The sequence below is a fragment of the Altererythrobacter sp. C41 genome (assembly GCF_016803135.1).
Classification (GTDB): domain Bacteria; phylum Pseudomonadota; class Alphaproteobacteria; order Sphingomonadales; family Sphingomonadaceae; genus Pelagerythrobacter.
Genome location: NZ_JAEVFE010000009.1, coordinates 1 through 20918, shown reverse-complemented (window position 1 = coordinate 20918; position 20918 = coordinate 1). Strand labels below are relative to the sequence as shown.

Here is a 20918-nt window from a genome sequence, read left to right as displayed (position 1 = left end):
ACTCATAACCATCGGGTTATGGGTTAGTCATGCCTGCGACCGATCCCGATCCTCTCTTCCGTGTGTTCGCCGACGCGAGCCGCAGAGCGATATTCGAGCGATTGTGCCGCGAAGGGGAACTGACCGTGGGCGGCCTTACCCGTGGGTCGGGAATCTCGCAGCCGGCGATCTCCAAGCATATCGGCGTGCTGAAGGAGGGCGGGCTGGTCGAAGGGCGACGGGCGGGCCGCTCCACCTACTATCGCGCGCTGCCGGCACGGCTTGCGCCGCTCGACGACTGGACCGGGCAGATGCGTGCATTCTGGGAAGAGCGGTTCGACAAGCTCGACGATCTGCTGGCGAGGATGGACAATTGACCGCCGCGGCCGCCGAAATCCGCACGCTTGTCGTCGAACGCGAGTTCGCCCACCCGCCGGAGCGGCTCTGGCGTGCGCTGACGCAGAGCGACCTGTTGGCCGAATGGATCATGCCCAACGACTTTCGTGCGGAGGTGGGGGAGCGGTTCGAGATGGCGGCCGAATGGGGCAAGGTCGAAGGCGAGGTCCTGGCGATCGAGCCCTTGCGCTCGCTGAGCTACCGCTGGAACGGCCCCGGCCTCCAGAGCGTGGTGCGCTGGACGCTCGAAGCGACGACCGGCGGCACGCGGCTGCGGATGGAGCAGACCGGTTTCCGGCCCGAGGAAAAGATGGCGTACTACGGTGCGCGGGCGGGCTGGCCGCGTTTTCTCAAATCACTCGAAAATCTATTGGAAAGGATGGACTGATGGGCGCCCGGATCAGACAGCTGCACCGCTGGACCTCGATGATATTCACCCTGGTCGTCGTAGGCATATTCGCTTTCCAGGCGTTCGCGGTGCCGCCGGAATGGCTTTACTACACGCCGCTCCCGTTCCTGTTCTTCCTCATGCTGACGGGCATTTATATGTTCGTTCGCCACTACCGCAGGCCGGCCCGGTCATGACGGGAAAGCCCAAGCTGCTGTCCGGCGGCAATCCGCAGATCCCGAAGGGCGAGGGCGATGCGCCGGTGCAGGCCTATATCGCCGCCATGCCGGGCTGGAAGCGCGCGGTGGGCGAGGCGCTGGACGCCGCAATCGTCAGCGCGGTCCCCGACGTCGAGAAGGCGGTGAAGTGGAACAGCCCTTTCTACGGCAAGGAGCAGGGCTGCTGGTTCATCTCGTTCCACTGCTTCGACCGCTACGTGAAGGTCACGTTCTTCCGCGGCGGCTCGCTCGAACCGCCGCCGCCCGAGACCTCGAAGTATCCCGAGGTGCGCTATTACCATATTCACGAAGGCGAAATGCCGGGCGACCAGTTCACCGAATGGGTGACGCAGGCAGCGAAGCTGCCGTGCGAGAAGATGTAGCAGGAGGCGCGGTTTGGCGCAGGACAAAGAACAAGGCGACTGGCGGCAGGAGAGGCTCGCGCAGGCGCGCGAGGTTATCATGAGCGCCGATCCCGAGATCGTCGAGGAAGCCAAGTGGCGCAAGCCCTCGAACCCCGCTGGCGTGCCGACGTGGAGCCGCGAAGGCATCATCTGCACGGGCGAGACTTACAAGGACAAGGTCAAGCTGACGTTCGCGCAGGGCGCCGCGCTGGAGGATCCGGCGGGCCTGTTCAACGCAAGCCTGGATGGCAACGTGCGGCGCGCGATCGATATGGGCGAAGGGGACGCGATCGACGCGCCGGCCCTGCAGGCGCTCGTGCGCGAGGCGGCGGCGTTCAATCTCGCGAAGAAGCGGTAGAGGGTTTCCGGTGGCGGGGCGGTTCGGTCCCGTCATCCCAGCGCAAGCTGGGATCGCGTGCAGCGGAATCCGATGTGGCGGCCAACGATCCCAGCTTGCGCTGGGATGACGACCGGCCCGTAGCGCGCGACTGCTTGATTTGACACAGCGGTACCCGACGGGCACCTAGGCGGCCTTCATCGATCGCGAACAGAGGAGCCAGCCGCCCGCACGGACGGGCGACACGACACGCCCATGATGGACCTCCCGACCTACGAAGATTTCGGCCTCACCGGCCTCGCCCCTGCCGTAGAAGCACTGATCGGGCTCGGCGTGCTGGCGGCGATCGCCTGGCTGGCCAACTTCATCGCCAAGAAGATCATCCTGCGAATCCTGATGGCGCGGCTGCTGCCCGAAGAGGGGCCGAGCCCGCGGAAGGTCGTCGCCTATCTCGCCAACATCATCCCGACGGTGATCGTGTCCTACGGGATCTGGGCGGTTCCCCATCTGCCGGTCGGGGTGAAGGCGGTCGTTTCCAATGTCGCGAACGGCGTGACGATCCTGGTCATCGCACTGGCGATCAGCGCGGCGCTGACGTTCGGGAACGCGCTTTACAACCGGCGCCCCGATGCCGCCAACCGGCCGATCAAGGGCTACATCCAGGTTCTCAAGATCCTGATCTTCGCCGGCGCCGCGATCCTGATCGTTGCCGCGCTGATCGAACAGTCGCCGCTCCTGCTGCTCTCCGGCCTCGGCGCGATGGCGGCCGTATTGCTGCTGGTGTTCAAGGACACCATCCTCTCGCTCGTCGCCTCGGTGCAACTCACCTCGAACGACATGCTGCGGGTCGGCGACTGGATCGAGATGCCCGAACTCAACGCCGACGGCGACGTGATCGACATCGCGCTGCATACCGTGAAGGTGCAGAACTGGGACAAGACGATCACCACGATCCCGACGCACCGGCTGATCTCGGACAGCTTCAAGAACTGGCGCGGAATGTACGAAGTCGGCGGGCGGCGGATCAAACGCTCGCTGATGATCGACCAGAACAGTGTCCGCTTCCTCGATACCGAGGAGATCGAACGGCTGAAGCGCTTCTCGGTGATCGAGGACTACATCGCGGCGAAGGCGGCGGAGATCGGCGAATGGAATGCCGCCCGGCCCGAGCGCCAGCGCGATGCGGTGAACGCGCGGCGGATCACCAACCTCGGCACCTTCCGCGCCTATGTAACGGCCTATCTCAAGAACCGCGGTGACATGAACACCAACCTGTTCCTCATGGTCCGGCAACTCGCGCCGACCGAGAACGGCCTGCCGCTGGAAATCTATGCCTTCACCGCCAGCACCGCCTGGGCCGACTACGAAGGAACGCAGGCCGACATCTTCGATCATCTTCTGGCGATCATGCCCGAGTTCGGCCTGCGCATATTCCAGGGGCCGAGCGGACTGGATTTCCAGCGGGCGTTTTCCGAAGCGTGAGCCCCCGCGCAGGCGGGGGCCTCAGGCCTCCTGGTCGTTCGGTGCGGCCTGAGGCCCCTGCCTTCGCAGGGGCTCGGGAATGTTTCAGATCAGCCCCTTGGCCTTCAGGCTCGTGTGCCCCTCGCGCCCGACGATCACGTGATCGTGCACGACGATGCCGAGCAGCCGGCCGGCTTCCGCGATGCGCTGCGTGATGCGGATGTCGGCGCGGCTCGGCTCCGGATTGCCGCTCGGGTGGTTGTGCACCAGGATCATCGCGCTGGCGCCGACGTCGAGAGCCTTCTTCACCACCTCGCGCGGGTGAATCGCAGCCTCGTCGATCGAGCCGTCGCCGACGTGATGATCCACGATCAGCCGATTGCGTGTGTCGAGATAAAGCACGCGGACGCGCTCGACCGTCAGATGCGCCATGTCGATCGTCAGATAATCGAGCAGCGCCTGCCAGCTTCCCAGCACCGGCTTCTGCGCGACCTCGCCGCGGGCCATGCGCCGCGCCGCGAGCGCGACCGCCTTGAGCGTGGCCGCCCCGGTCTCGCCCATGCCCTTGACCTGACGCAGCGCGCCCGGCTCGGCGTTGAGCACCGCGGGGAGCGATCCAAAGCGGGTCAGCAGCGCCTTGGCGAGCGGCTTGGTGTCGCCGCGCGGGTTGGCGGCGAAGAGCAGGAATTCGAGGACTTCATAATCCGCCAGCGCCTCCGCGCCGCCGGTCAGCAGACGTTGCCGCAGCCGCGCGCGGTGGCCGGCGCCGGCATGCGGAGCGGCACTCTCGTCCGGATTTTCATCCCCCTGCGGCAACTTTCCCCCCGTCGTCGCGTTCGAGGATGCATTGCCTTTGCGGGGCGATGCGCGCAAGTGTGACGGGATGGCGTTGGCCGAAGACGACAATCCAGACGAGGTCGAGGCCGAAGCGCCGCACCGGCGCCCGCTAAGGTGGCGCTGGCGGGTCTCGCTCGCGCTGCTCCTGCTGATCGCCGCGGCGCTGGCCGCTGCGTGGTTCTCGCGCGAGCGGATCGCGAACAATGTCATCGGCGGAATGCTGGAGGACTACGATCTCGCCGCCCGGTACGAGATCGAGAGCATCGGGCCCGAGCGGCAGGTGCTCCGCAACGTGGTGATCGGCGATCCGCTGCTGCCCGACCTGACGATCGAGCGCGTGACCGTGAATATGCGCTACGGCTTCGGGACGCCCACCATCGGCCGCGTCGTGCTCGAACGGCCGCGCCTGTTCGGCCGGCTGCACGATGGCGAACTCAGCTTCGGAAGCCTCGACCGCGTGCTGTTCCGCGATACCGGAGCGCCGCCGGGATTGCCCGATCTCGATCTGAAGCTCGTCGACGGCCGCGCGCTGCTGGAAACGGACTTCGGGCCGGTCGGGATCAAGGCGGAAGGGGCCGGCCAACTGAAGGGCGGCTTTGCAGGCATCGTGGCCGCGACCGCCCCCGAACTTGCTGGCGGCGGCTGCGCTGCGCGCGATACGACCCTCTACGGCCGGATCACGACGAGCGCCGGCAAGCCGCGCTTCGCGGGGCCGGTGCGGCTTGGCGCATTGGCCTGCCCGGAAACGGGCCTGCGCCTTGCGAACGCATGGCTCGAACTCGATGCCACCGCCGATGCCGATCTGGCCGGCTACGAAGGAACGGCGAAGCTGGCGAGCGGGCGGACGGCGCTGCCCAGCCTCGCGGCGGACGGTATCAACGGCACCGTCCGCGCGACCTGGCGCGACGACCGTCTGACCGCGCGCTATTCGCTGGTCGGGCGCGGGGTGGCGCATCCGCAGGCGAGGTTCGCGGTGCTCACGGCCAAGGGCCTCCTGCGTACGCGCGACTCCTTCGATCAGGCGGAGACGGATGCCGAGATCGAGGGCAACGGGCTGCGCATGGGCGACGGCTTCGCTGGCCGGCTCAGCGGCTTGGCGCGGGCCGGGCGCGACACGCTGCTTGCGCCGCTGCTCGAACGCTTTGCCGGCGCTCTCCAGCGCGAGGCGCGCGGCAGCCGGCTCGCGGGCAACCTGCGGCTGCGCAAGGATGGCGAGGCCCTGTCGCTCGTCGTCCCCAACGCGGCGCTGCGCGGCGGCAGCGGCGCGACGCTGCTGGCGCTTTCGCGGGTCCACTTCAACAGTCCGGCGGAGGGCGCCGCGCGCCTGACCGGGAACTTCAGCACCGGGGGGGAAGGGCTGCCGCAGATCGTGGGCCGGATGGAACGGCTACCCGGGCGCGACGCCGTGCTGCGGCTGCGGATGGCCGAATATGCCGCGGGCGATTCGCGGCTGGCTATTCCGGAGCTCGTTCTGGCGCAGGGACCGGGTGGAGCGCTCGGTTTTTCGGGAAGCGTGGTCGCCACGGGCGCGCTTCCGGGCGGTTCGGCGCAGGATCTCGTCGTGCCGCTCGACGGCGCCTGGTCGAGCACAACCGGGCTGGCGCTGTGGCGCAGTTGCACCGAGTTCCGCTTCGACCGGCTCGAACTTGCCAATCTGGCGCTCGAACGCCGCGGTCTGACGCTATGCCCGCGCCGGGGCGCGCCGATCCTCGCCTACGGCGACAATGGCCTGCGCCTCGCCGCCGGCGCGCCTTCGCTCGATCTCGCGGGCGAGCTCGCGGGAACGCCGATCGCTCTCCGCACCGGGGCGGTCGGCTTCGCCTATCCCGGCAACCTCTCGGTGCGCGACGTCGTGGTCGCGCTCGGGCCGGATCGGGAGGCGAACCGGTTCCGCGTGAGCGACATCCAGGCGACGCTCGGCAGCGAGATCGCCGGCACGTTCGCGGATGCCGACGTCGAGCTCTTCTCTGTCCCGCTCGACTTGCGGCAGACGGCGGGCAACTGGCGCTATGCCGGCGGGGTGTTCGCGATCGACCAGGGCAGCTTCATCCTCGAGGACCGCAGCGAGACCGACCGCTTCAATCCGCTGATGGCCCGCGGCGCCACGCTGACGCTGGAGAACAACGTCATCCGTGCCGACGCGCTTCTGCGCGAGCCGACCAGCGAGCGCGAAGTGACCGAGGTCGCGATCGTCCACAACTTCTCGAGCGGCACCGGCCACGCGGACCTCGCGGTGAACGGCCTGCTGCTCGACGAATCGCTCCAGCCCGACATGCTGAGCCCGCTTGCGCTGGGCGTGATCGCCAATGCGCGCGGCACGGTAACGGGCACGGGCCGGATCGACTGGAACGCGCAAGGGGTGACGAGTTCCGGGCAGTTCTCCAGCGAAAGCCTCGATTTCGCCGCCGCGTTCGGGCCGGTGCGCGGCGCGTCGGGCACGATCGTATTCAGCGATCTCATCAACCTCACCACCGCGCCCGGACAGACTCTGCGGGTCGGCTCGGTCAATCCGGGCATCGAGGTGCTGGACGGCGAGGTCGAGTTCGCCTTGCGCGAAGGGCAGTTCCTCTCGGTCGTCGGCGGCACCTGGCCGTTCATGGGCGGCACGCTGACCTTGCGTCCGGTCAATCTCAACCTCGGCGCGAGCGAGCAGCGGTCCTATATCTTCGAGATCACCGGGCTGGATGCGGCGACCTTCATCCAGCAGCTCGAGCTCGGCAATATCAGCGCCACCGGCACGTTCGACGGCGAGGTGCCGATCGTGTTCGACGAGCAGGGCAACGGCAGGATCCAGGGCGGCCGCCTGATCTCGCGGGAGCCGGGCGGCAACCTGTCCTACGTCGGCGAGCTGACCTACGAGGATCTGTCGCCGATCGCCAACTTCGCGTTCGACGCGCTGCGCTCGCTCGATTACCGCCGGATGACGATCGACATGAACGGCAATCTCTCCGGCGAGATCATCACCGAAGTGCGCTTCGAAGGGGTCAGCCAGGGCGAGGGCGCGAGCGAGAACTTCGTCACCCGCCAGATCGCCGGGCTGCCGCTCGAGTTCCGAGTCAATATCCGCGCGGCTTTCGCGCAGCTCCTCACCAACCTGCGCTCGCTCTACGATCCCGCCTTCGTGCGCGATCCGCGCGAGCTGGGCCTGCTCTCCGACGACGGCACGCGCCTGCAGCGCCAGGTCCGCCCGCCGCCGGAAGTGATCAGACCCGAAGACCTGATCCCCGACGGACAGCCCGTTCAGACCCACGAAAGCGAGACCATGCCATGACGTCAGCCGAATTGACTGCCCGCCGCGCGGCTGCGAGAACCCTGCCCATGCAGGGGAATGCGACAGCGTGGAAGCGGGCGATCCGTTCGCTGCCGCTGGTGGTGGCGGGTTTGATGACGCTGGCCGGGTGCATTTCCGTGGAAGCGCCCGACAAGCCGATCGTCATCGAACTCAACATCAACATCCGGCAGGAAGTGATCTACCGGCTCGCGGAAGACGCGGGCAATACGATCGAGGAAAACGCGGACATCTTCTGATGGAGAGCGTTGTGAAGGGATCTGGCATGAACAGGGATTTGGTTCGCAAGATGGCGCTCGCCGCCGCCGGCTTCGCGCTCGCCGCGGGCGGGCTCGCAGGGGCTGCCCATGCGCAGCGCGATCCGGCGTACGACGCCGCGCGCGAAAGCGGCAAGGTGGGTGAGAAGATGGACGGCTATCTCGGGATCGTCGGCGCCTCGACGCCCGAACTGCAGCGCATGGTCAACGACATCAACATCAAGCGGCGCGCGGTCTATGCCCAGAAGGCGCAGACGGCCAACGCGACGCTCGAGGAATATGCGCTGACCGCCGGCTGCATCGCGATCGCCCGGACCGCGCCGGGTGAAAAGTATCAGGCGCCCGACGGTTCGTGGCAGACGCGCACCAGCGCGCCGCCGCAGCGCGACAGCCGCTGCCCGGCCTAGGGTTCGAACCGGGGCGGCAAAAACTTCTCCCGCAATGCAGCAACCCGCCGATTGACTCGATCCTAGGTGCCGCCTAAGGGGGCGGCGCCCTCGGCGGGCAGAGTTGCCCGTGCCTCGCCTTCCCGTTCAAGGAGCATGGCATGAGCGACGACAAGCCCGCACGAGAACCTATCGCCGAGGATGCGCGGATCGATGCGCTCGAAGAGCGGCTCAAAGCCGCACGCGAGCGAGAAGACGAGCGCAACCGGCCGCAGGCGACCGGGGCCGATGCGAACTATCGCAGCGGCAACCGGGTGCTCGCGGATCTGCTCGGCGGTATTCTCGGCGGTCTCGTGCTCGGTTGGTTGGTCGATACCTTCGCCGACACGTCGCCCTGGGGTCTGTTGGTCGGCCTGTTCCTCGGAATAGCGGTGGCCTTCAGGAACATTTTCAGGATGGCGAACACGCGCTCCGACGACTCCTCCCCGGAGGGGTAGCCGCGAGCGCGGATGTTCATGAGGTAGGGACTTAGACAGCCGTGGCAGCCGAACCGGCCAAGGTCGACCCGATGTACCAGTTCACGATCGAGCCGCTGTTCGGCTCGGCGAACTGGGAGATTGCGGGCTTCAACATCGCCTTCACCAACAGCGCGATGTGGATGCTGATCACCACCGTGGTGCTGGGCATCTTCGTGTGGGGCGGGATGAAGCGCGAGCTCGTCCCCGGCCGCTGGCAGATGGCGGTCGAGACCTTCACCGGCTTCGTCGAGAACATGCTGGAAGCGAACATCGGCAAGGCGGGGCGCAAGTACGTGCCTTACGTGTTCTCGCTGTTCATGTTCATCCTCTTCGCCAATATCCTCGGCCTGCTGCCGCTCGGCATCGTCGGGCTTCACCCGTTCACCTTCACCAGCCATTTCACGATCACCGGCGTGCTCGCCGCGATCAGCTTCTCGATCGTGCTGATCGTCGGCTTCTGGAAGCACGGCTTCCACTTCTTCAGCCTGTTCGTGCCGCACGGCACGCCGCTGCCGATGATCCCGGCGATCTTCCTGATCGAGCTGGTCAGCTTCGCCGTGCGCCCGTTCAGCCTCGCGCTGCGACTGTTCGTCGCGATGATGGCCGGCCACGTGCTGCTCGAAGTGCTGTCGAGCTTCGTGATCGACGGCACCAATGCCGGCGCGCATTTCGGCCTGCTGGTCGGCCTGCCCAGCTTCCTGCTGATGATCGGCATCTGCGCGCTGGAAATCCTGGTCGCGGGCATCCAGGCTTACGTTTTCGCTCTTCTGACGTCGCTCTACATCAACGACGCGGAAAACCTTCACTGAGCTTTACCAACCCGAATTAACGAATTCGATTCAAAGGAGTTTTGACATGGACGTAGAAGCTGCAAAGCTGGTTGGCGCTGGTCTCGCCGCGATCGGTGCGGGCATGGCCGCGATCGGCGTGGGTAACGTGTTCGGCTCGTTCCTCGAGAGCGCGCTGCGCAACCCGGGTGCCGCAGACGGCCAGCAGGGCCGCCTGTTCATCGGCTTCGCCGCTGCCGAGCTTCTCGGCCTGCTGGCGTTCGTCGTGGCGATGATCCTGATCTTCGTCGCCTGATCGACCGACTATCCGTCGCCGGCCGGGTTTCGCCCGGCCGGCACGCTTTCTTCCGCCTGAATCCGGCGCCTGACTTCCGGGACGTGCTTCGATGCCCCAGATAGCCCAGCTCGCAGAAACCTTCTCCAGCCAGATCTTCTGGCTGCTGGTGTTCTTCGGGATCGTGTTCTTCGTCATCGGCCGGGGCATGGTCCCCAAGGTGATGGGGACCGTGGCCCAGCGCGACAGCCAGATCGGCAGCGATCTCGCCGCCGCCGAGGCCGCGCGTGCGCAGGCGGACGAGGAAGAAGAAGCCTGGCGCAAGCGCGAGAACGAAAATCGCGCCGCCGCCCAGGCGCTCGTTGCCAAGGCGAAGGCCGATGCCGCCGCCAGCAGCGAGAAGAAGCTAGCGGCCGCGCAGAAGCGGCTCGACAAGAAGCTCGCCGATGCGGAAGCCGCGGTCACCGCCGCGCGCACGTCCGCGCTGGCCGAGGTCGAAGGCGTGGCGGCCGAAGCCGCGCAGGACATCGTCCAGCGGCTCGCCGGCGTCAGCATTACCGCGGCGAGCGCGAAGAAGGCCGTCAAGGAGGCCATGAATCATGGCTAACACACCTGAAGTCTTCGCCACCGACGCTGCCCAGACCGAGGCAGTGGTCGAGCACGGCTTGGTAGAGCACGTAGAGCCCGAGCTGTTCGGCCTGGCCCCGTTCCAGGTGGTCGCCGTGGCGATGACGGTGCTGATCCTGATCGCGGTCTGGAAGAAGGTCCCCGGCATGATCGTCGGCGGGCTCGACAACAAGATCGCGGCGATCAAGCGCCAGCTCGACGAAGCCAAGGCGCTGCGCGCCGAGGCCGAGGCTCTGCGCGACGAATATCGCCGCAAGGTCGCCGGCGCCGAGAAGGATGCGGAGGCCATGCTCGCCAACGCCCAGCGCGAGGCGGATGCCATCGTCGCCAAGGCCGAGGACGACAGCAAGGCGATGGTCGAGCGCCGCAAGCGCATGGCCGAAGACAAGATCGCCGCCGCCGAGCGCGAGGCGGTCGAGGACGTGCGCGCCCGCGCCGCGAGCGCCGCCGCCGCCGCCGCGGGCAAGCTGATCGCCGAGAAGCATGACGCCGATGCCGACCGCAAGCTGGCGGACGAGCTGATCGCGGGCATCTGACGCGTTCCGCTGCGGCGGAACGATCGAGAGGGGCCGTGCGCTTTCTCCTGTGAAGAGGAGAAATCGTATGGCCCTTTCCGCAATAGCGATAAATTGCACGCTCAAGTCGTCCGGCGACGAGCAGAGCTCCACCGACGTGATGATCGGCGTTCTCGCGCAGAAGTTCGCCGAGCGCGGCGTGTCGATCTCCGAGACGCTGCGGATCGCCGACTACAACGTGCTGCCCGGCGTCACGTCGGACGAGGGCGAGGGCGACGACTGGCCCGAACTGCGGGCGAAGATCCTCGCGCACGACATCCTGGTCTTCGGCGGCCCGATCTGGCTCGGCCAGATAAGTTCGCTCGCCAAGCGCGTGCTGGAGCGGATGGACGCGTTCCTCAGCGAAACCGACGACAAGGGACGGATGCCGAGCTACTCGAAAGTGGCCGTCGCCGCGATCGTCGGCAACGAGGACGGCGCGCACTGGTCGACCTCGCAACTGTTCCAGAGCCTCAACGACGTCGGCTGGACGATCCCGGCGGCCGCGGCCTGCTACTGGGTGGGCGAGGCGATGGGCTCGACCGACTTCAAGGATCTCGATCAGACGCCGGAGAAAGTTGCGGAGACCGCCAGGATGGTCGCGGCAAATGCAGCTCATCTCGCAACGCTGCTGAAGGACAAACCCTACCCCGGCTGAGCGCCTCTCCTCCCCCTCCTCTTCAGAGGAGGGGGCCGGGGGGGGTGGCGACGCGCAGCGTCGCGCCCCGCCTCAAACACCACCCCGGCTGCGACTAGGCTCGCCCCGAAACGAGTTCGGGCCTCGCCAAGTCTCGCTCCCCCTCCTCTGAAGAGGAGGGCTTTGGTGGTTCGCGCAGAGTCCGCAGAGGGCGCGGAAGAAGGTCGCCAAAAACCACCCGTCATCCCAGTGCAAGCTGGGATCGCTCACCGCACCGTCGGAGCTTGCTGCCAGCGATCCCAGCTTGCACTGGGATGATTGAAGGTTGAAAAATATCTCTCCGCGCTCTCCGCGCGAAAACGACCTTCGGCCTAGAAGTTGTCCTTTGCCGTCCTCAGCGCCGCGAAGGTCTCGTGCGGTGCGGTGCCGCCCCAGCGGCCGCGCAGGGCTTCGGTGTCGGCCCGCAGGAAGGGATTGGTCGCGAGTTCGCGGGACAGCGGCATCGGCACCGTCGGTTCGCCCCGGGCGCGGCGCTCGTCGATCTCGCGGGCGTAGAGGTGCAGTTCGGCGTTGTCCGGGTCGGCGTGGAGCGCGAAGCGGGCGTTGGCCTGGGTGTATTCGTGCGCGCAGTAGAGCGTGGTCTCGCGCGGCAGGGCCTTGATTCGCTCGAGGCTGGCCCAGAACTGCTCGGGCGTCCCCTCGAACATCCGGCCGCAGCCGAGCGCGAAGACGCTGTCGCCGACGAAGGCGATCCCGGCTTCGGGCAAGTGGTAGGCGATATGCCCCTCGGTATGCCCGCCGACGTCGATCACCTGCGCCTCGAACCGGCCGAGCGCCACGGTGTCGCCGCCTGCGACCGCGCGGTCGACGGCCGCGATCTTCTCGACCTCCTTCGGGCCGGTCACCGCGGCGCCGACCGCCTCCACGATCGCCTTGTTTCCGCCGGCGTGGTCGGGATGCCAGTGGGTGTTCCAGATCTGGGTGATCCGCCAGCCCTTCGCTTCGGCCTGCCGCAGGTATTCGGCGCCGTCGGGCGTGTCGATCGCGGCGGTCTCGCCGCTTTCGGGGTCATGGAGCAGGTAGCCGTAGTTGTCGCCGAGGCAGGGGAACTGATGGACTTCAAGCATGCTCGGTCCCCGGCAGGTTGAGCTGCCAGCTCACCCCGAACCGGTCCGCGATCCAGGTGAAGAGGCGGCTGAACCCGTAGTCGTCGAGCGGCATCATCACCGCGCCCCCGTCGCCGAGCGCCTCCGCCATGGCGCGGAGCTGTGCCTCGTCGTCGCAGTCGACGAAGATCGAGGTCGACGGGGTGAAGGTGAAATCGTGCATCGGCGGGCTGTCATAGAGCTGCCAGACCGTGCCGCCGATCCTGACCATGGCGCTCTCGATCTGCCCGGCCATTTCGCCCTCGGCGTATTCTTCCACCGAGACGATCTCGAAACCGGGGACGGCGCGCTGCCACAGGTCGAGCGCCTGCCGCGCCTGGCCCTGGAACATGAGGAACGGTCTTGCCTGCATGGCGCGCAGTCTACGCGCCGGGGCGGATATAGGAAAGGCCCGCCTGCCGGGTGGGCAAGCGGGCCTTCCTGTTCGTACGAGCCCCCGCGAAGGCGGGGGTCTCATGCCGCCTGAGGTCCCCGCCTGCCCTTTGGGCAGTTTACCCTGAGCGGCTGGCTTGCCAGCCAGCCGAAGGGCGGGGACACCGGCGTCAGTCCTTCTTCTTCAGCGCTTCGCCGAGGATGTCGCCGAGCGAGGCGCCCGAGTCGGACGAACCGAACTGCGCGACGGCTTCCTTCTCTTCGGCGATCTGACGCGCCTTGATCGAGAAGTTGGGCTTCTTCGAGCGGTCGAAGCCGATGACCATGGCATCGATCTTCTGGCCGACCTGGAAGCGGTCGGGGCGCTGCTCGTCGCGGTCGCGGCCGAGATCCGAGCGCTTGATGAAACCGGTCGCGCCGTCTTCGCCGACCTGCACCTCGAGGCCGCCGTCGCGGACTTCGAGCACGCTGACGGTGACGACTTCGTTCTTGCGCAGCGAGCCCGAAGCGCCCGCCTCGCTCGGCGCGCCCTTCTCGAGCTGCTTCATGCCGAGGCTGATGCGCTCCTTGTCGGTGTCGACGTCGAGCACGATCGCCTCGACCTGCTCACCCTTGCGGTGCAGCGCCAGCGCGTCCTCGCCCGAGATGCCCCAGGCGATGTCGGACATGTGGACCATGCCGTCGACGTCGCCGTCGAGGCCCACGAACAGGCCGAACTCGGTGGCGTTCTTGACTTCGCCCGACACCTTCGAACCGATCGGGTGCTTCTCGGCGAACTCTTCCCACGGGTTGCGCTGGGCCTGCTTGAGACCGAGCGAGATGCGGCGCTTCTCGCTGTCGACCTCGAGCACCATGACTTCGACTTCCTGCGAGGTCGAGACGATCTTGCCCGGGTGCACGTTCTTCTTGGTCCAGCTCATCTCGGAGACGTGGACCAGGCCTTCGATGCCCGGCTCCAGCTCCACGAAGGCGCCGTATTCGGTGATGTTGGTGACGGTGCCCGTCAGCTTCGCGCCGACCGGGTACTTCGCACCGACGCCATCCCACGGATCGCTCTCGAGCTGCTTCATGCCGAGGCTGATGCGCTGCGTCTCTTCGTTGATGCGGATGATCTGCACGGTGACGGTGTCGCCGATGTTGATCACCTCGCTCGGGTGGTTGACGCGCTTGTAGCTCATGTCGGTGACATGGAGCAGCCCGTCGATTCCGCCGAGGTCGACGAAGGCGCCGTAGTCGGTGATGTTCTTGACGACACCCTCGATCACCTGGCCTTCGGAGAGCTTGTCGATCAGCTCGCTGCGCTGTTCGGCGCGGGTTTCCTCGAGCACCGCGCGGCGGCTGACGACGATGTTGCCGCGGCGGCGATCCATCTTCAGGATCTGGAACGGCTGCGGCATGTCCATCAGCGGGGTCACGTCGCGGACCGGGCGGATGTCGACCTGGCTGCCGGGCAGGAAGGCCACGGCGCCATCGAGGTCGACGGTGAAGCCGCCCTTGACGCGGCCGAAGATGCGGCCCTCGACGCGCTTGCCTTCGCCGAACTCGCTTTCCAGCTTGTCCCACGCGGCTTCGCGGCGGGCGCGGTCGCGGCTGAGCATGGCTTCGCCGTCGGCGTTCTCGACGCGGTCGACGAAGACTTCGACTTCGCTCCCGACCTGCAGGCCGTGCTCGTCGTCGACGCGCATGAATTCCTTGAGGTTGACGCGGCCTTCGCTCTTCAGGCCGACGTCGATCACGGCCATGCCGTTCTCGATCGCGGTGACGGTGCCCTTGACGACGCGGCCTTCGAAGCCTTCTTCGCCGGCGCCGCCGAGCTGTTCGTTGAGCAGCGCCTCGAAATCGGCGCGCGTGGGGTTGGCGGAAGTTGCCATTGGTGGATGTTCCTACTTCACGTTTTTTCCGGCCAAGCGGTTGGGTCCGCTGGTCTTCTGGCCAGACTCTCCGCGAGGCCGAATGCCGTGGCGGAGGTTCTCCGGGTGCGTGGGAGAGGGAGGGGCGGGAAAAGCAGGCCGGGGCGGACGAACCGCCCGAACGCGACCGGCAATGCCAAAAGGAAGCCTGCCTCCGACCGGACCCATGCGTCCGTCGAACGGGCGCGCGCCTAGGGGAAAGCGGCCGCAAAAGCAAGCGAAACCGCGCTGCTGGGTTGACGCTCCGCGGAGTTTTAGCACGGTGTCACCTTGGGCTGCTCGCCCTCGGCGAAGAGGCTTTTTCGGGTGGCCCGTGTGTGGACTTCGGGAGCGGAAAAGCCACACTCGCCGCCGGGTGTCACCTTGCGCGGCGGGCAGGGCGGGAGGAGGCCGAGTCGCGGTGCGCATGATCGGGGTGCTGGCACAGCGGAGGGCGTGTAGGAAAATGGTTTCTTGCCTGGCGGTCGGAGAGGATTTCAGCCGCGGAGCGCGGTGAATGCTTCTCTGCGGTCTTCGCGGGCTCTGCGTGGGGAAAGCGGCCGAGCTGGGGGGCGTGAGAACGAAAGGACGCTTGCACTACCCCTTGTCATTCCCGCGAAAGCGGGAATCCATTGTCGGACGATGGCCCATGGATCCCCGCTTCCGCGGGGATGACAAAGAGGTGAGGCGAGAGCTGGGCTCTTTCCGGCTCCGTCTGATCGCTAGTACGCTTGCCGTACCCTCTCGACCGCCTCGATCGCGGCGGCGATGGCCTCGTCGCGGCCCAAGGTGGAGGTATCCAGCATCACCGCGTCCGGCGCCGCGCGCAGGGGGGCGTCCTTGCGCTGGGTGTCGCGGGCGTCGCGGCGGCGGAGGTCTTCGGCGATGGCGTCGAGCGAGGCGGGGATGCCGCGGTCGTGCATTTCCTTCCAGCGGCGGTGCGCGCGGGCCTCGACGCTGGCGGTGACGAACAGCTTCACCTGCGCCTCGGGTGCGATGACGGTGCCGATGTCGCGCCCGTCGAGCACCGCGCCGCCCGGCTGGGTGGCGAACGTCCGCTGGCGCTCGAACAGGGCCTGGCGCACGGTGGGGTGGATCGAGACACGGCTGGCGAGCCCGCCGGTTGCCTCGCTGCGCAAGTGCGGATCGGCGAGCAGGGCTTCGGGGAAGCTGGTGGCTGCCAGCGCATCGACGGGGTCGTCCGGGTTGCCGCCGTCGAGGAACACCTGCCGCCCGACCGCGCGGTAGAGCAGGCCGGTGTCGAGATGCGGCAGCCGGTAGCGCGCGGCCAGCGCGCGGGCGATCGTGCCCTTGCCGCTGGCGGTGGGGCCGTCGACGGCGATGATCACCGCTCTCCCCTCCCGCTTGCGGGAGGGGCCGGGGGAGGGCTTGCCGCGGAGGAGAGCGAGGGGGACTTGCGTTCCCGCGCCGCCTTGACCAGGCCGTAGATCGCGATCGAGGCCCAGAAGCCTTCGAGCACCAGGCTTGGCCAATTGGTGTGGACGAGCAGCGACACTGTCAGCAGCGCGGCGCCGAGCAGGTTGGTGCCGTGGAGGAGGAACGGGTTCGGGGCCGGATTCCAGGTTAGGTAGGCGTAGGCGGCGATGATGCAGAACATGCCGCCGAAGCCGACCATCGCGGCCGTGTCGAGGCCTGTCACTCTCCCCCTCCCGCTTGCGGGAGGGGGCTGGGGGGTGGGTGAGGAGCATCGGTCGACAGGCCCTCCCCCGGCCCCTCCCGCAAGCGGGAGGGGGGATTTGTTGCGCCTGACAGCAGGCCCTCGAAATCGGGAAAGCTCGTGCCGATCGGGCGGGTGTCGTCGATGTCCACGCCGGCGCGGCTGGTGAGGCCGGCGACGGCCATGCTCATTGCGATGCGGTGGTCGAGGTGAGTGACGATCGCCACGTCGCCGCCGGTGCCAGGCAGGGGATCGCCGCCGCTGCCATCGACGATCAGGCCATCCTCGGTCTCTTCGACTCGCGCGCCGGCGGCGGTGAGCGCGGCGGCCATGGCTGCGATGCGGTCGCTTTCCTTGACGCGTAGTTCCTCCAGCCCGCGGGTCACCGTGCGGCCCTGCGCGAGGGCGGCGGCGACGAACAGGACGGGGAACTCGTCGATCATGCTCGGCGCCACGGCCGGGTCGACCTCGATCCCGGTGAGGGCTGCGTGGCGCACGCGCAGGTCTGCGACCGGCTCGCCGCCGACTTCGCGCGCGTCCAGTTCCTCGATGCTCGCGCCCATCTGGCGCAGCACCTCGACCAACCCCGCGCGGGTCGGGTTGAGGCCGACGTTCTCGATCACGAGGTCGCTTCCTTCGACGAGGCTGGCGGCGACGAGGAAGAATGCCGCGGACGAGGGATCGCCCGGCACCTCGATCGTCTGCGGACGCAGTTCGGCCTCGCCATGGATACGGATGACCCGCTCGCCGACCAGTTCATCGACCTCCAGTTCGGCGCCGAAGCCGCGCAGCATGCGTTCGGAGTGGTCGCGCGTCGGCACCGGCTCGATCACCGTGGTCACGCCCGGCGTGTTGAGCCCGGCAAGCAGCACCGCGCTCTTCACTTGTGCACTGGCGACGGGCAGGCGGTATTCGATCGGCACCGCCGGGCACAGCCCCTCCATCATCAGCGGCAGCGTGCCGCCGGGGGACGGGGTGAAGCTCGCGCCCATCCGGCTCAGCGGCTCGATCACGCGGCCCATCGGGCGCTTCGACAGGCTGGCGTCGCCGGTGAAGGCCGCGGTGATCCCGTGGCTGGCGACGAGGCCCATGAGGAGGCGGGTCGAGGTGCCCGAGTTGCCCATCTCGAGCGCCTGACCGGGCTGGAGCAAACCGCCGACGCCGACGCCGTGAATCGACCAGGTGCCGGCGTCGTCACGTTCGATGGTCGCGCCCATCGCACGCATCGCGGCGGCGGTGGCGAGCACGTCCTCGCCTTCCAGCAATCCGCTCGCCCGCGTCTCGCCCACGGCCAGCGCGCCGAGCATCAGCGCGCGGTGGCTGATCGATTTGTCGCCGGGCACGCGAATCCGTCCGCGCAAGGGGCCGGACGGCAGAAAGCGGCGGGGGCGGGGCATGTCGTTCAAGGAAGGGGTCCTTCACCGGGAGGGGGCGGATCGGCCGCGGCTTTTGACAGCGGCATTGCCCTATGGCAAGGCGCGCGCCGCCTGCGGTGCGCTCTTGATTCCGGGGGCGAGCACACCCATCACGTTCTCACGAGTTTTCAACCCTGCCGGGGCGGCGGGGAATGTAAGGATTGACAATGGCCAAGCCAGAATGGGGCACCAAGCGTTCCTGCCCCAAATGCGGTGAACGCTTCTACGATCTCGGCAAGGATGAGCCGGTCGCCTGCATCGAATGCGGCGAGGAATGGTATCCCGAGCCGGTGCTGAAGTCGAAGCAGCCGATTCCGTTCGAGGAAGAAGAGAAGAAGGACAAGGAAGCCGACAGCGACCTTGCCGACGACGATCTGGAAGACATCGACGTCGACGACGACGACGATTCGCCGGACAACGAGGTCGATCTCGGCGGCGACGACGATCTCGGCGTCTCGAAGGGCAAGGGCGACGACGAGGAAGAAGATACCTGAAATCCGCTCTTGCAATGCCGGGCCGCCCTGAATAAAGGGCGGCCCTCCCGCTCACCGGCGGGTCTGGCGCATCTCCCGGGATGCGCCGCAAATGGATGGCACGGGGCCTTAGCTCAGCTGGGAGAGCGCCTGCATGGCATGCAGGAGGTCAGCGGTTCGATCCCGCTAGGCTCCACCATCCTCCGGATATGCCGATATCCGGCCATTGACGGGCTGCAAACGGCAGCTTTCTGCGCTTCCGGTGCTCACGACCTGAAGGTCGCTGCGCTCCGGTTCTCGAAAGCCACCGTTTTCGCCTCGCCACTGACCGGATCTCGACATACCCGGATTGAGTTTGGGTTTCATAGGGGTTCGCCCCACGCTGGCCGACGAGGTTTCGTCCGCCGGCGTTTTTCGCGTTTCGGGAGCTTCCCAGAAAAAGTGGGCACCACTTTTTCGGTTCGGGAAGCGACCAGATAAGCATGGTCCTTGCGGCCTGAGTTTGGAGTAGGCGATGTTCGACAATCTGTCCGACCGGCTCGGCAATGTGTTCGACCGCCTGCGCGGGCGCGGGGCGCTGAGCGAGCAGGACGTGCGCGAGGCGATGCGCGAGGTGCGCGTCGCGTTGCTCGAGGCGGACGTCGCGCTGCCGGTGGTGCGCCGGTTCATCGATGCCGTGACCGAGAAGGCGATCGGCGCCGAGGTTCTGCGGTCGGTCACGCCGGGCCAGCAGGTCGTCAAGATCGTCAACGACGAGCTGGTCGAGATGCTGGGCGGGGAAGCGGTCGAGGGGCTGAACCTCGACGCCAAGCCGCCGGTCGTCATCATGATGGTCGGCCTCCAGGGCTCGGGCAAGACGACCACCACCGCCAAGCTCGGCAAGTTCCTGAAGGAGCGCCACGGCAAGAAGGCGCTGATGGCCTCGCTCGACGTCAACCGTCCGGCCGCGCAGGAGCAGCTCGCGGTGCTGGGCGAGCAGGTCAGCGTCGCGACCCTGCCGATCGTTGCCGGCCAGCAGCCGGTCGACATCGCGCGGCGGGCGATGGAAGCCGCGCGGCTCCAGTCGGCCGACGTGCTGCTGCTCGACACCGCCGGCCGCCTGCACGTCGACGAGGCGCTGATGGCGGAGATGAAGGCGGTCGCCGGCATCTCCTCGCCGAACGAAGTGCTGCTGGTGGTCGATTCGCTGACCGGCCAGGACGCGGTCAACGTCGCCAAGAGCTTCACTGAGGAAGTGCCGCTGACCGGCGTGGTGCTGACCCGGATGGACGGCGATGCGCGCGGCGGTGCGGCGCTGTCGATGCGGCACGTCACCGGCAAGCCGATCAAGTTCGCCGGCACGGGTGAAAAGCTCGATGCGCTGGAGGCCTTCGATCCCAAGCGCGTCGCCGGCCGCATCCTCGGCATGGGCGACGTCGTCAGCCTGGTCGAGAAGGCCGCGGCGACGATCAAGGAAGAAGACGCCGAAGCGCTCGCCAAGCGCATGGCGAAGGGTCAGTTCGACCTCAACGACCTGCGCACGCAGCTCCGCCAGATGCAGAGCATGGGCGGGCTGGGCATGCTCGCCGGGATGCTGCCGGGCATGAAGAAGGCCAAGGCTGCGCTGTCGCAGTCGGGCGTGGACGACAAGGTGCTGGTCCACATGGATGCGATCATCGGCTCGATGACGCCCAAGGAACGCGCCAATCCTGCGCTGCTCAACGCCAAGCGCAAGCGTCGCATCGCGGCCGGCGCGGGGCGCGAGGTGCAGGACGTGAACAAGCTGCTCAAGATGCACCAGGAAATGAGCCGCGCGATGAAGCAGATCAAGAAGATGGGCGGCCTCAAGGGCCTCGGCGCGCTGTTCGACGGCGGGGGCATGGGCGCCGCGATGCCGGGTCTTGGTGGACCGGGGGGCAGCATGCCGCCGGGGCTCCCGGGCCTGCCTGGTTCGAAGAAGTAAGCGTAATACCAAACATTTAACATTGGAAGGTAATCTACAATGGCAATTGCACTCCGTCTCTCGCGCGGTGGCGCGAAGAAGCGCCCCTACTACCGCATCGTCGTGGCCGACAGCCGCAAGCCGCGCGACGGCCGCTATCTCGAGCAGATCGGGACCTACAACCCGCTGCTCGCCAAGGACGACGAGAAGCGCGTCCAGCTGAACGAGGACCGCGCCCGCTACTGGCTCGGCGTCGGCGCGCAGCCGAGCGACCGCGTCGCCCGCTTCCTCGACGCCGCCGGCATCCGCGAGCGTGCCGCGCGCAACAACCCGAACAAGGCCGAGCCGGGCGACAAGGCCAAGGAACGCGCCGAGGAGAAGGCCGCCAAGGTCGCCGAAGCCGAGGAAGCCAAGAAGGCCGCCGAGGAAGAAGCGAACGCGCCGGCTCCCGCTGAGGAAGCGACCGCTGAAGCTCCGGCGCCGACCACCGACGAACCGGCTGAAGGCAGCGAGACCCCGGCGACCGGCGACGAGGCCGCGGTCGAGTCGACCTCGGACGAGCCGGCCGAGGGCGCCGAAGACAAGGCCGAGGGCTGATGAAAACTCCCTCTCCCCTTCAGGGGAGAGGGTCGGGGAGCGGGGGACGCGCGCCAC

Annotated in this window: 25 protein-coding genes and 1 tRNA gene; 19 read left to right on the top strand and 7 right to left on the bottom strand. The window is 67.4% G+C overall.

Going from position 1 to position 20918, the window contains the following annotated elements; genetic code table 11:
• Window positions 1–29 precede the first annotated feature (29 nt).
• The 6 genes from JNO53_RS13215 (at window position 30) to JNO53_RS13190 (ending at window position 3204) form a co-directional block, all read left to right on the top strand.
• Window positions 30–356, top strand: a complete 327-nt coding sequence (locus JNO53_RS13215; protein WP_203112189.1) for an ArsR/SmtB family transcription factor — start codon at window positions 30–32, stop codon at window positions 354–356.
• Window positions 353–763, top strand: a complete 411-nt coding sequence (locus tag JNO53_RS13210; RefSeq protein ID WP_203112186.1) for an SRPBCC family protein — start codon at window positions 353–355, stop codon at window positions 761–763. Before JNO53_RS13215 ends, JNO53_RS13210 begins: the two co-directional genes overlap by 4 nt.
• Entirely contained in the window at window positions 763–960 is a 198-nt protein-coding gene (locus JNO53_RS13205) for a hypothetical protein (RefSeq protein ID WP_203112182.1), read from the top strand. Before JNO53_RS13210 ends, JNO53_RS13205 begins: the two co-directional genes overlap by 1 nt.
• Entirely contained in the window at window positions 957–1364 is a 408-nt protein-coding gene (locus tag JNO53_RS13200; protein WP_203112179.1) for a DUF1801 domain-containing protein, read from the top strand. The genes JNO53_RS13205 and JNO53_RS13200 overlap by 4 nt, the downstream gene beginning before the upstream one ends.
• Window positions 1365–1377: 13 nt before the next feature.
• On the top strand, window positions 1378–1743 hold the full coding sequence (locus JNO53_RS13195; RefSeq protein WP_238401917.1) for a DUF1801 domain-containing protein: 366 nt from the start codon (window positions 1378–1380) through the stop codon (window positions 1741–1743).
• Window positions 1744–1977: 234 nt separating this feature from the next.
• Complete coding sequence (locus tag JNO53_RS13190; RefSeq protein ID WP_203112176.1) at window positions 1978–3204, top strand: mechanosensitive ion channel family protein; 1227 nt, start codon at window positions 1978–1980, stop codon at window positions 3202–3204.
• An 84-nt stretch (window positions 3205–3288) separates the two neighbouring features.
• Here JNO53_RS13190 and radC read toward each other — a convergent pair whose 3' ends face one another.
• Window positions 3289–3999: a RadC family protein gene (radC, locus tag JNO53_RS13185; protein ID WP_203112173.1), complete on the bottom strand. Its 711-nt coding sequence runs from the start codon at window positions 3997–3999 to the stop codon at window positions 3289–3291.
• 67 nt (window positions 4000–4066) lie between these two features.
• Here radC and JNO53_RS13180 point away from each other — a divergent pair, with 67 nt between their 5' ends.
• The 9 genes from JNO53_RS13180 to JNO53_RS13140 all read left to right on the top strand — a co-directional run bounded on the left by JNO53_RS13180 (window position 4067) and on the right by JNO53_RS13140 (window position 11371).
• Entirely contained in the window at window positions 4067–7291 is a 3225-nt protein-coding gene (locus tag JNO53_RS13180; RefSeq protein WP_203112171.1) for a YdbH domain-containing protein, read from the top strand.
• A complete protein-coding gene (locus tag JNO53_RS13175; RefSeq protein ID WP_238401916.1) occupies window positions 7288–7548 on the top strand; it encodes a YnbE family lipoprotein in 261 nt (86 codons plus the stop codon). The genes JNO53_RS13180 and JNO53_RS13175 overlap by 4 nt, the downstream gene beginning before the upstream one ends.
• A gap of 26 nt (window positions 7549–7574) precedes the next feature.
• On the top strand, window positions 7575–7973 hold the full coding sequence (locus JNO53_RS13170; RefSeq protein WP_203112169.1) for a YdbL family protein: 399 nt from the start codon (window positions 7575–7577) through the stop codon (window positions 7971–7973).
• A gap of 140 nt (window positions 7974–8113) precedes the next feature.
• Window positions 8114–8449 (top strand): AtpZ/AtpI family protein, encoded by a 336-nt coding sequence (locus JNO53_RS13165; protein WP_203112168.1) that lies wholly within the window; start codon window positions 8114–8116, stop codon window positions 8447–8449.
• Between the two features lie 71 nt (window positions 8450–8520).
• Complete coding sequence (locus tag JNO53_RS13160) at window positions 8521–9279, top strand: F0F1 ATP synthase subunit A (RefSeq protein ID WP_203112389.1); 759 nt, start codon at window positions 8521–8523, stop codon at window positions 9277–9279.
• 46 nt (window positions 9280–9325) lie between these two features.
• A complete protein-coding gene (locus JNO53_RS13155) occupies window positions 9326–9553 on the top strand; it encodes a F0F1 ATP synthase subunit C (protein WP_047805836.1) in 228 nt (75 codons plus the stop codon).
• A 91-nt stretch (window positions 9554–9644) separates the two neighbouring features.
• Window positions 9645–10139, top strand: coding sequence for a F0F1 ATP synthase subunit B family protein (locus JNO53_RS13150; protein WP_203112165.1), 495 nt, complete (start codon window positions 9645–9647; stop codon window positions 10137–10139).
• Window positions 10132–10695, top strand: a complete 564-nt coding sequence (locus JNO53_RS13145; protein WP_203112164.1) for a F0F1 ATP synthase subunit B family protein — start codon at window positions 10132–10134, stop codon at window positions 10693–10695. Before JNO53_RS13150 ends, JNO53_RS13145 begins: the two co-directional genes overlap by 8 nt.
• Window positions 10696–10762: 67 nt before the next feature.
• On the top strand, window positions 10763–11371 hold the full coding sequence (locus JNO53_RS13140) for a flavodoxin family protein (RefSeq protein WP_203112162.1): 609 nt from the start codon (window positions 10763–10765) through the stop codon (window positions 11369–11371).
• 350 nt (window positions 11372–11721) lie between these two features.
• Here the strand turns inward: JNO53_RS13140 and gloB are convergent, their stop codons facing one another.
• The 6 genes from gloB to aroA form a co-directional block, all read right to left on the bottom strand.
• Window positions 11722–12477 carry a hydroxyacylglutathione hydrolase gene (gloB, locus tag JNO53_RS13135; RefSeq protein ID WP_203112151.1) on the bottom strand — a complete coding sequence of 252 codons (756 nt, stop codon included), beginning with the start codon at window positions 12475–12477 and terminating at the stop codon, window positions 11722–11724.
• Window positions 12470–12847 carry a VOC family protein gene (locus JNO53_RS13130; protein ID WP_238401915.1) on the bottom strand — a complete coding sequence of 126 codons (378 nt, stop codon included), beginning with the start codon at window positions 12845–12847 and terminating at the stop codon, window positions 12470–12472. Before JNO53_RS13130 ends, gloB begins: the two co-directional genes overlap by 8 nt.
• A gap of 211 nt (window positions 12848–13058) precedes the next feature.
• Complete coding sequence (rpsA, locus tag JNO53_RS13125; protein WP_203112136.1) at window positions 13059–14759, bottom strand: 30S ribosomal protein S1; 1701 nt, start codon at window positions 14757–14759, stop codon at window positions 13059–13061.
• Window positions 14760–15499: 740 nt separating this feature from the next.
• A complete protein-coding gene (locus tag JNO53_RS13120; protein WP_203112133.1) occupies window positions 15500–16126 on the bottom strand; it encodes a (d)CMP kinase in 627 nt (208 codons plus the stop codon).
• The gene (locus JNO53_RS13115) at window positions 16123–16437 is read right to left on the bottom strand and encodes a CBU_0592 family membrane protein (protein WP_443111181.1); all 315 of its coding nucleotides are present in this window, start codon (window positions 16435–16437) and stop codon (window positions 16123–16125) included. The genes JNO53_RS13120 and JNO53_RS13115 overlap by 4 nt, the downstream gene beginning before the upstream one ends.
• Window positions 16434–17852 carry a 3-phosphoshikimate 1-carboxyvinyltransferase gene (gene aroA, locus JNO53_RS13110; protein WP_203112386.1) on the bottom strand — a complete coding sequence of 473 codons (1419 nt, stop codon included), beginning with the start codon at window positions 17850–17852 and terminating at the stop codon, window positions 16434–16436. The genes JNO53_RS13115 and aroA overlap by 4 nt, the downstream gene beginning before the upstream one ends.
• 185 nt (window positions 17853–18037) lie before the next feature.
• Between aroA and JNO53_RS13105 the strand changes: the two genes are divergently transcribed.
• The 4 genes from JNO53_RS13105 (at window position 18038) to rpsP (ending at window position 20861) form a co-directional block, all read left to right on the top strand.
• Window positions 18038–18364 (top strand): TIGR02300 family protein, encoded by a 327-nt coding sequence (locus tag JNO53_RS13105; RefSeq protein WP_119511471.1) that lies wholly within the window; start codon window positions 18038–18040, stop codon window positions 18362–18364.
• A 102-nt stretch (window positions 18365–18466) separates the two neighbouring features.
• Window positions 18467–18542, top strand: a tRNA-Ala gene (locus JNO53_RS13100).
• A gap of 315 nt (window positions 18543–18857) precedes the next feature.
• Complete coding sequence (gene ffh / locus JNO53_RS13095; RefSeq protein WP_203112131.1) at window positions 18858–20285, top strand: signal recognition particle protein; 1428 nt, start codon at window positions 18858–18860, stop codon at window positions 20283–20285.
• A gap of 39 nt (window positions 20286–20324) precedes the next feature.
• The gene (rpsP, locus tag JNO53_RS13090) at window positions 20325–20861 is read left to right on the top strand and encodes a 30S ribosomal protein S16 (protein ID WP_203112122.1); all 537 of its coding nucleotides are present in this window, start codon (window positions 20325–20327) and stop codon (window positions 20859–20861) included.
• The last annotated feature ends 57 nt before the right edge of the window (window positions 20862–20918 follow it).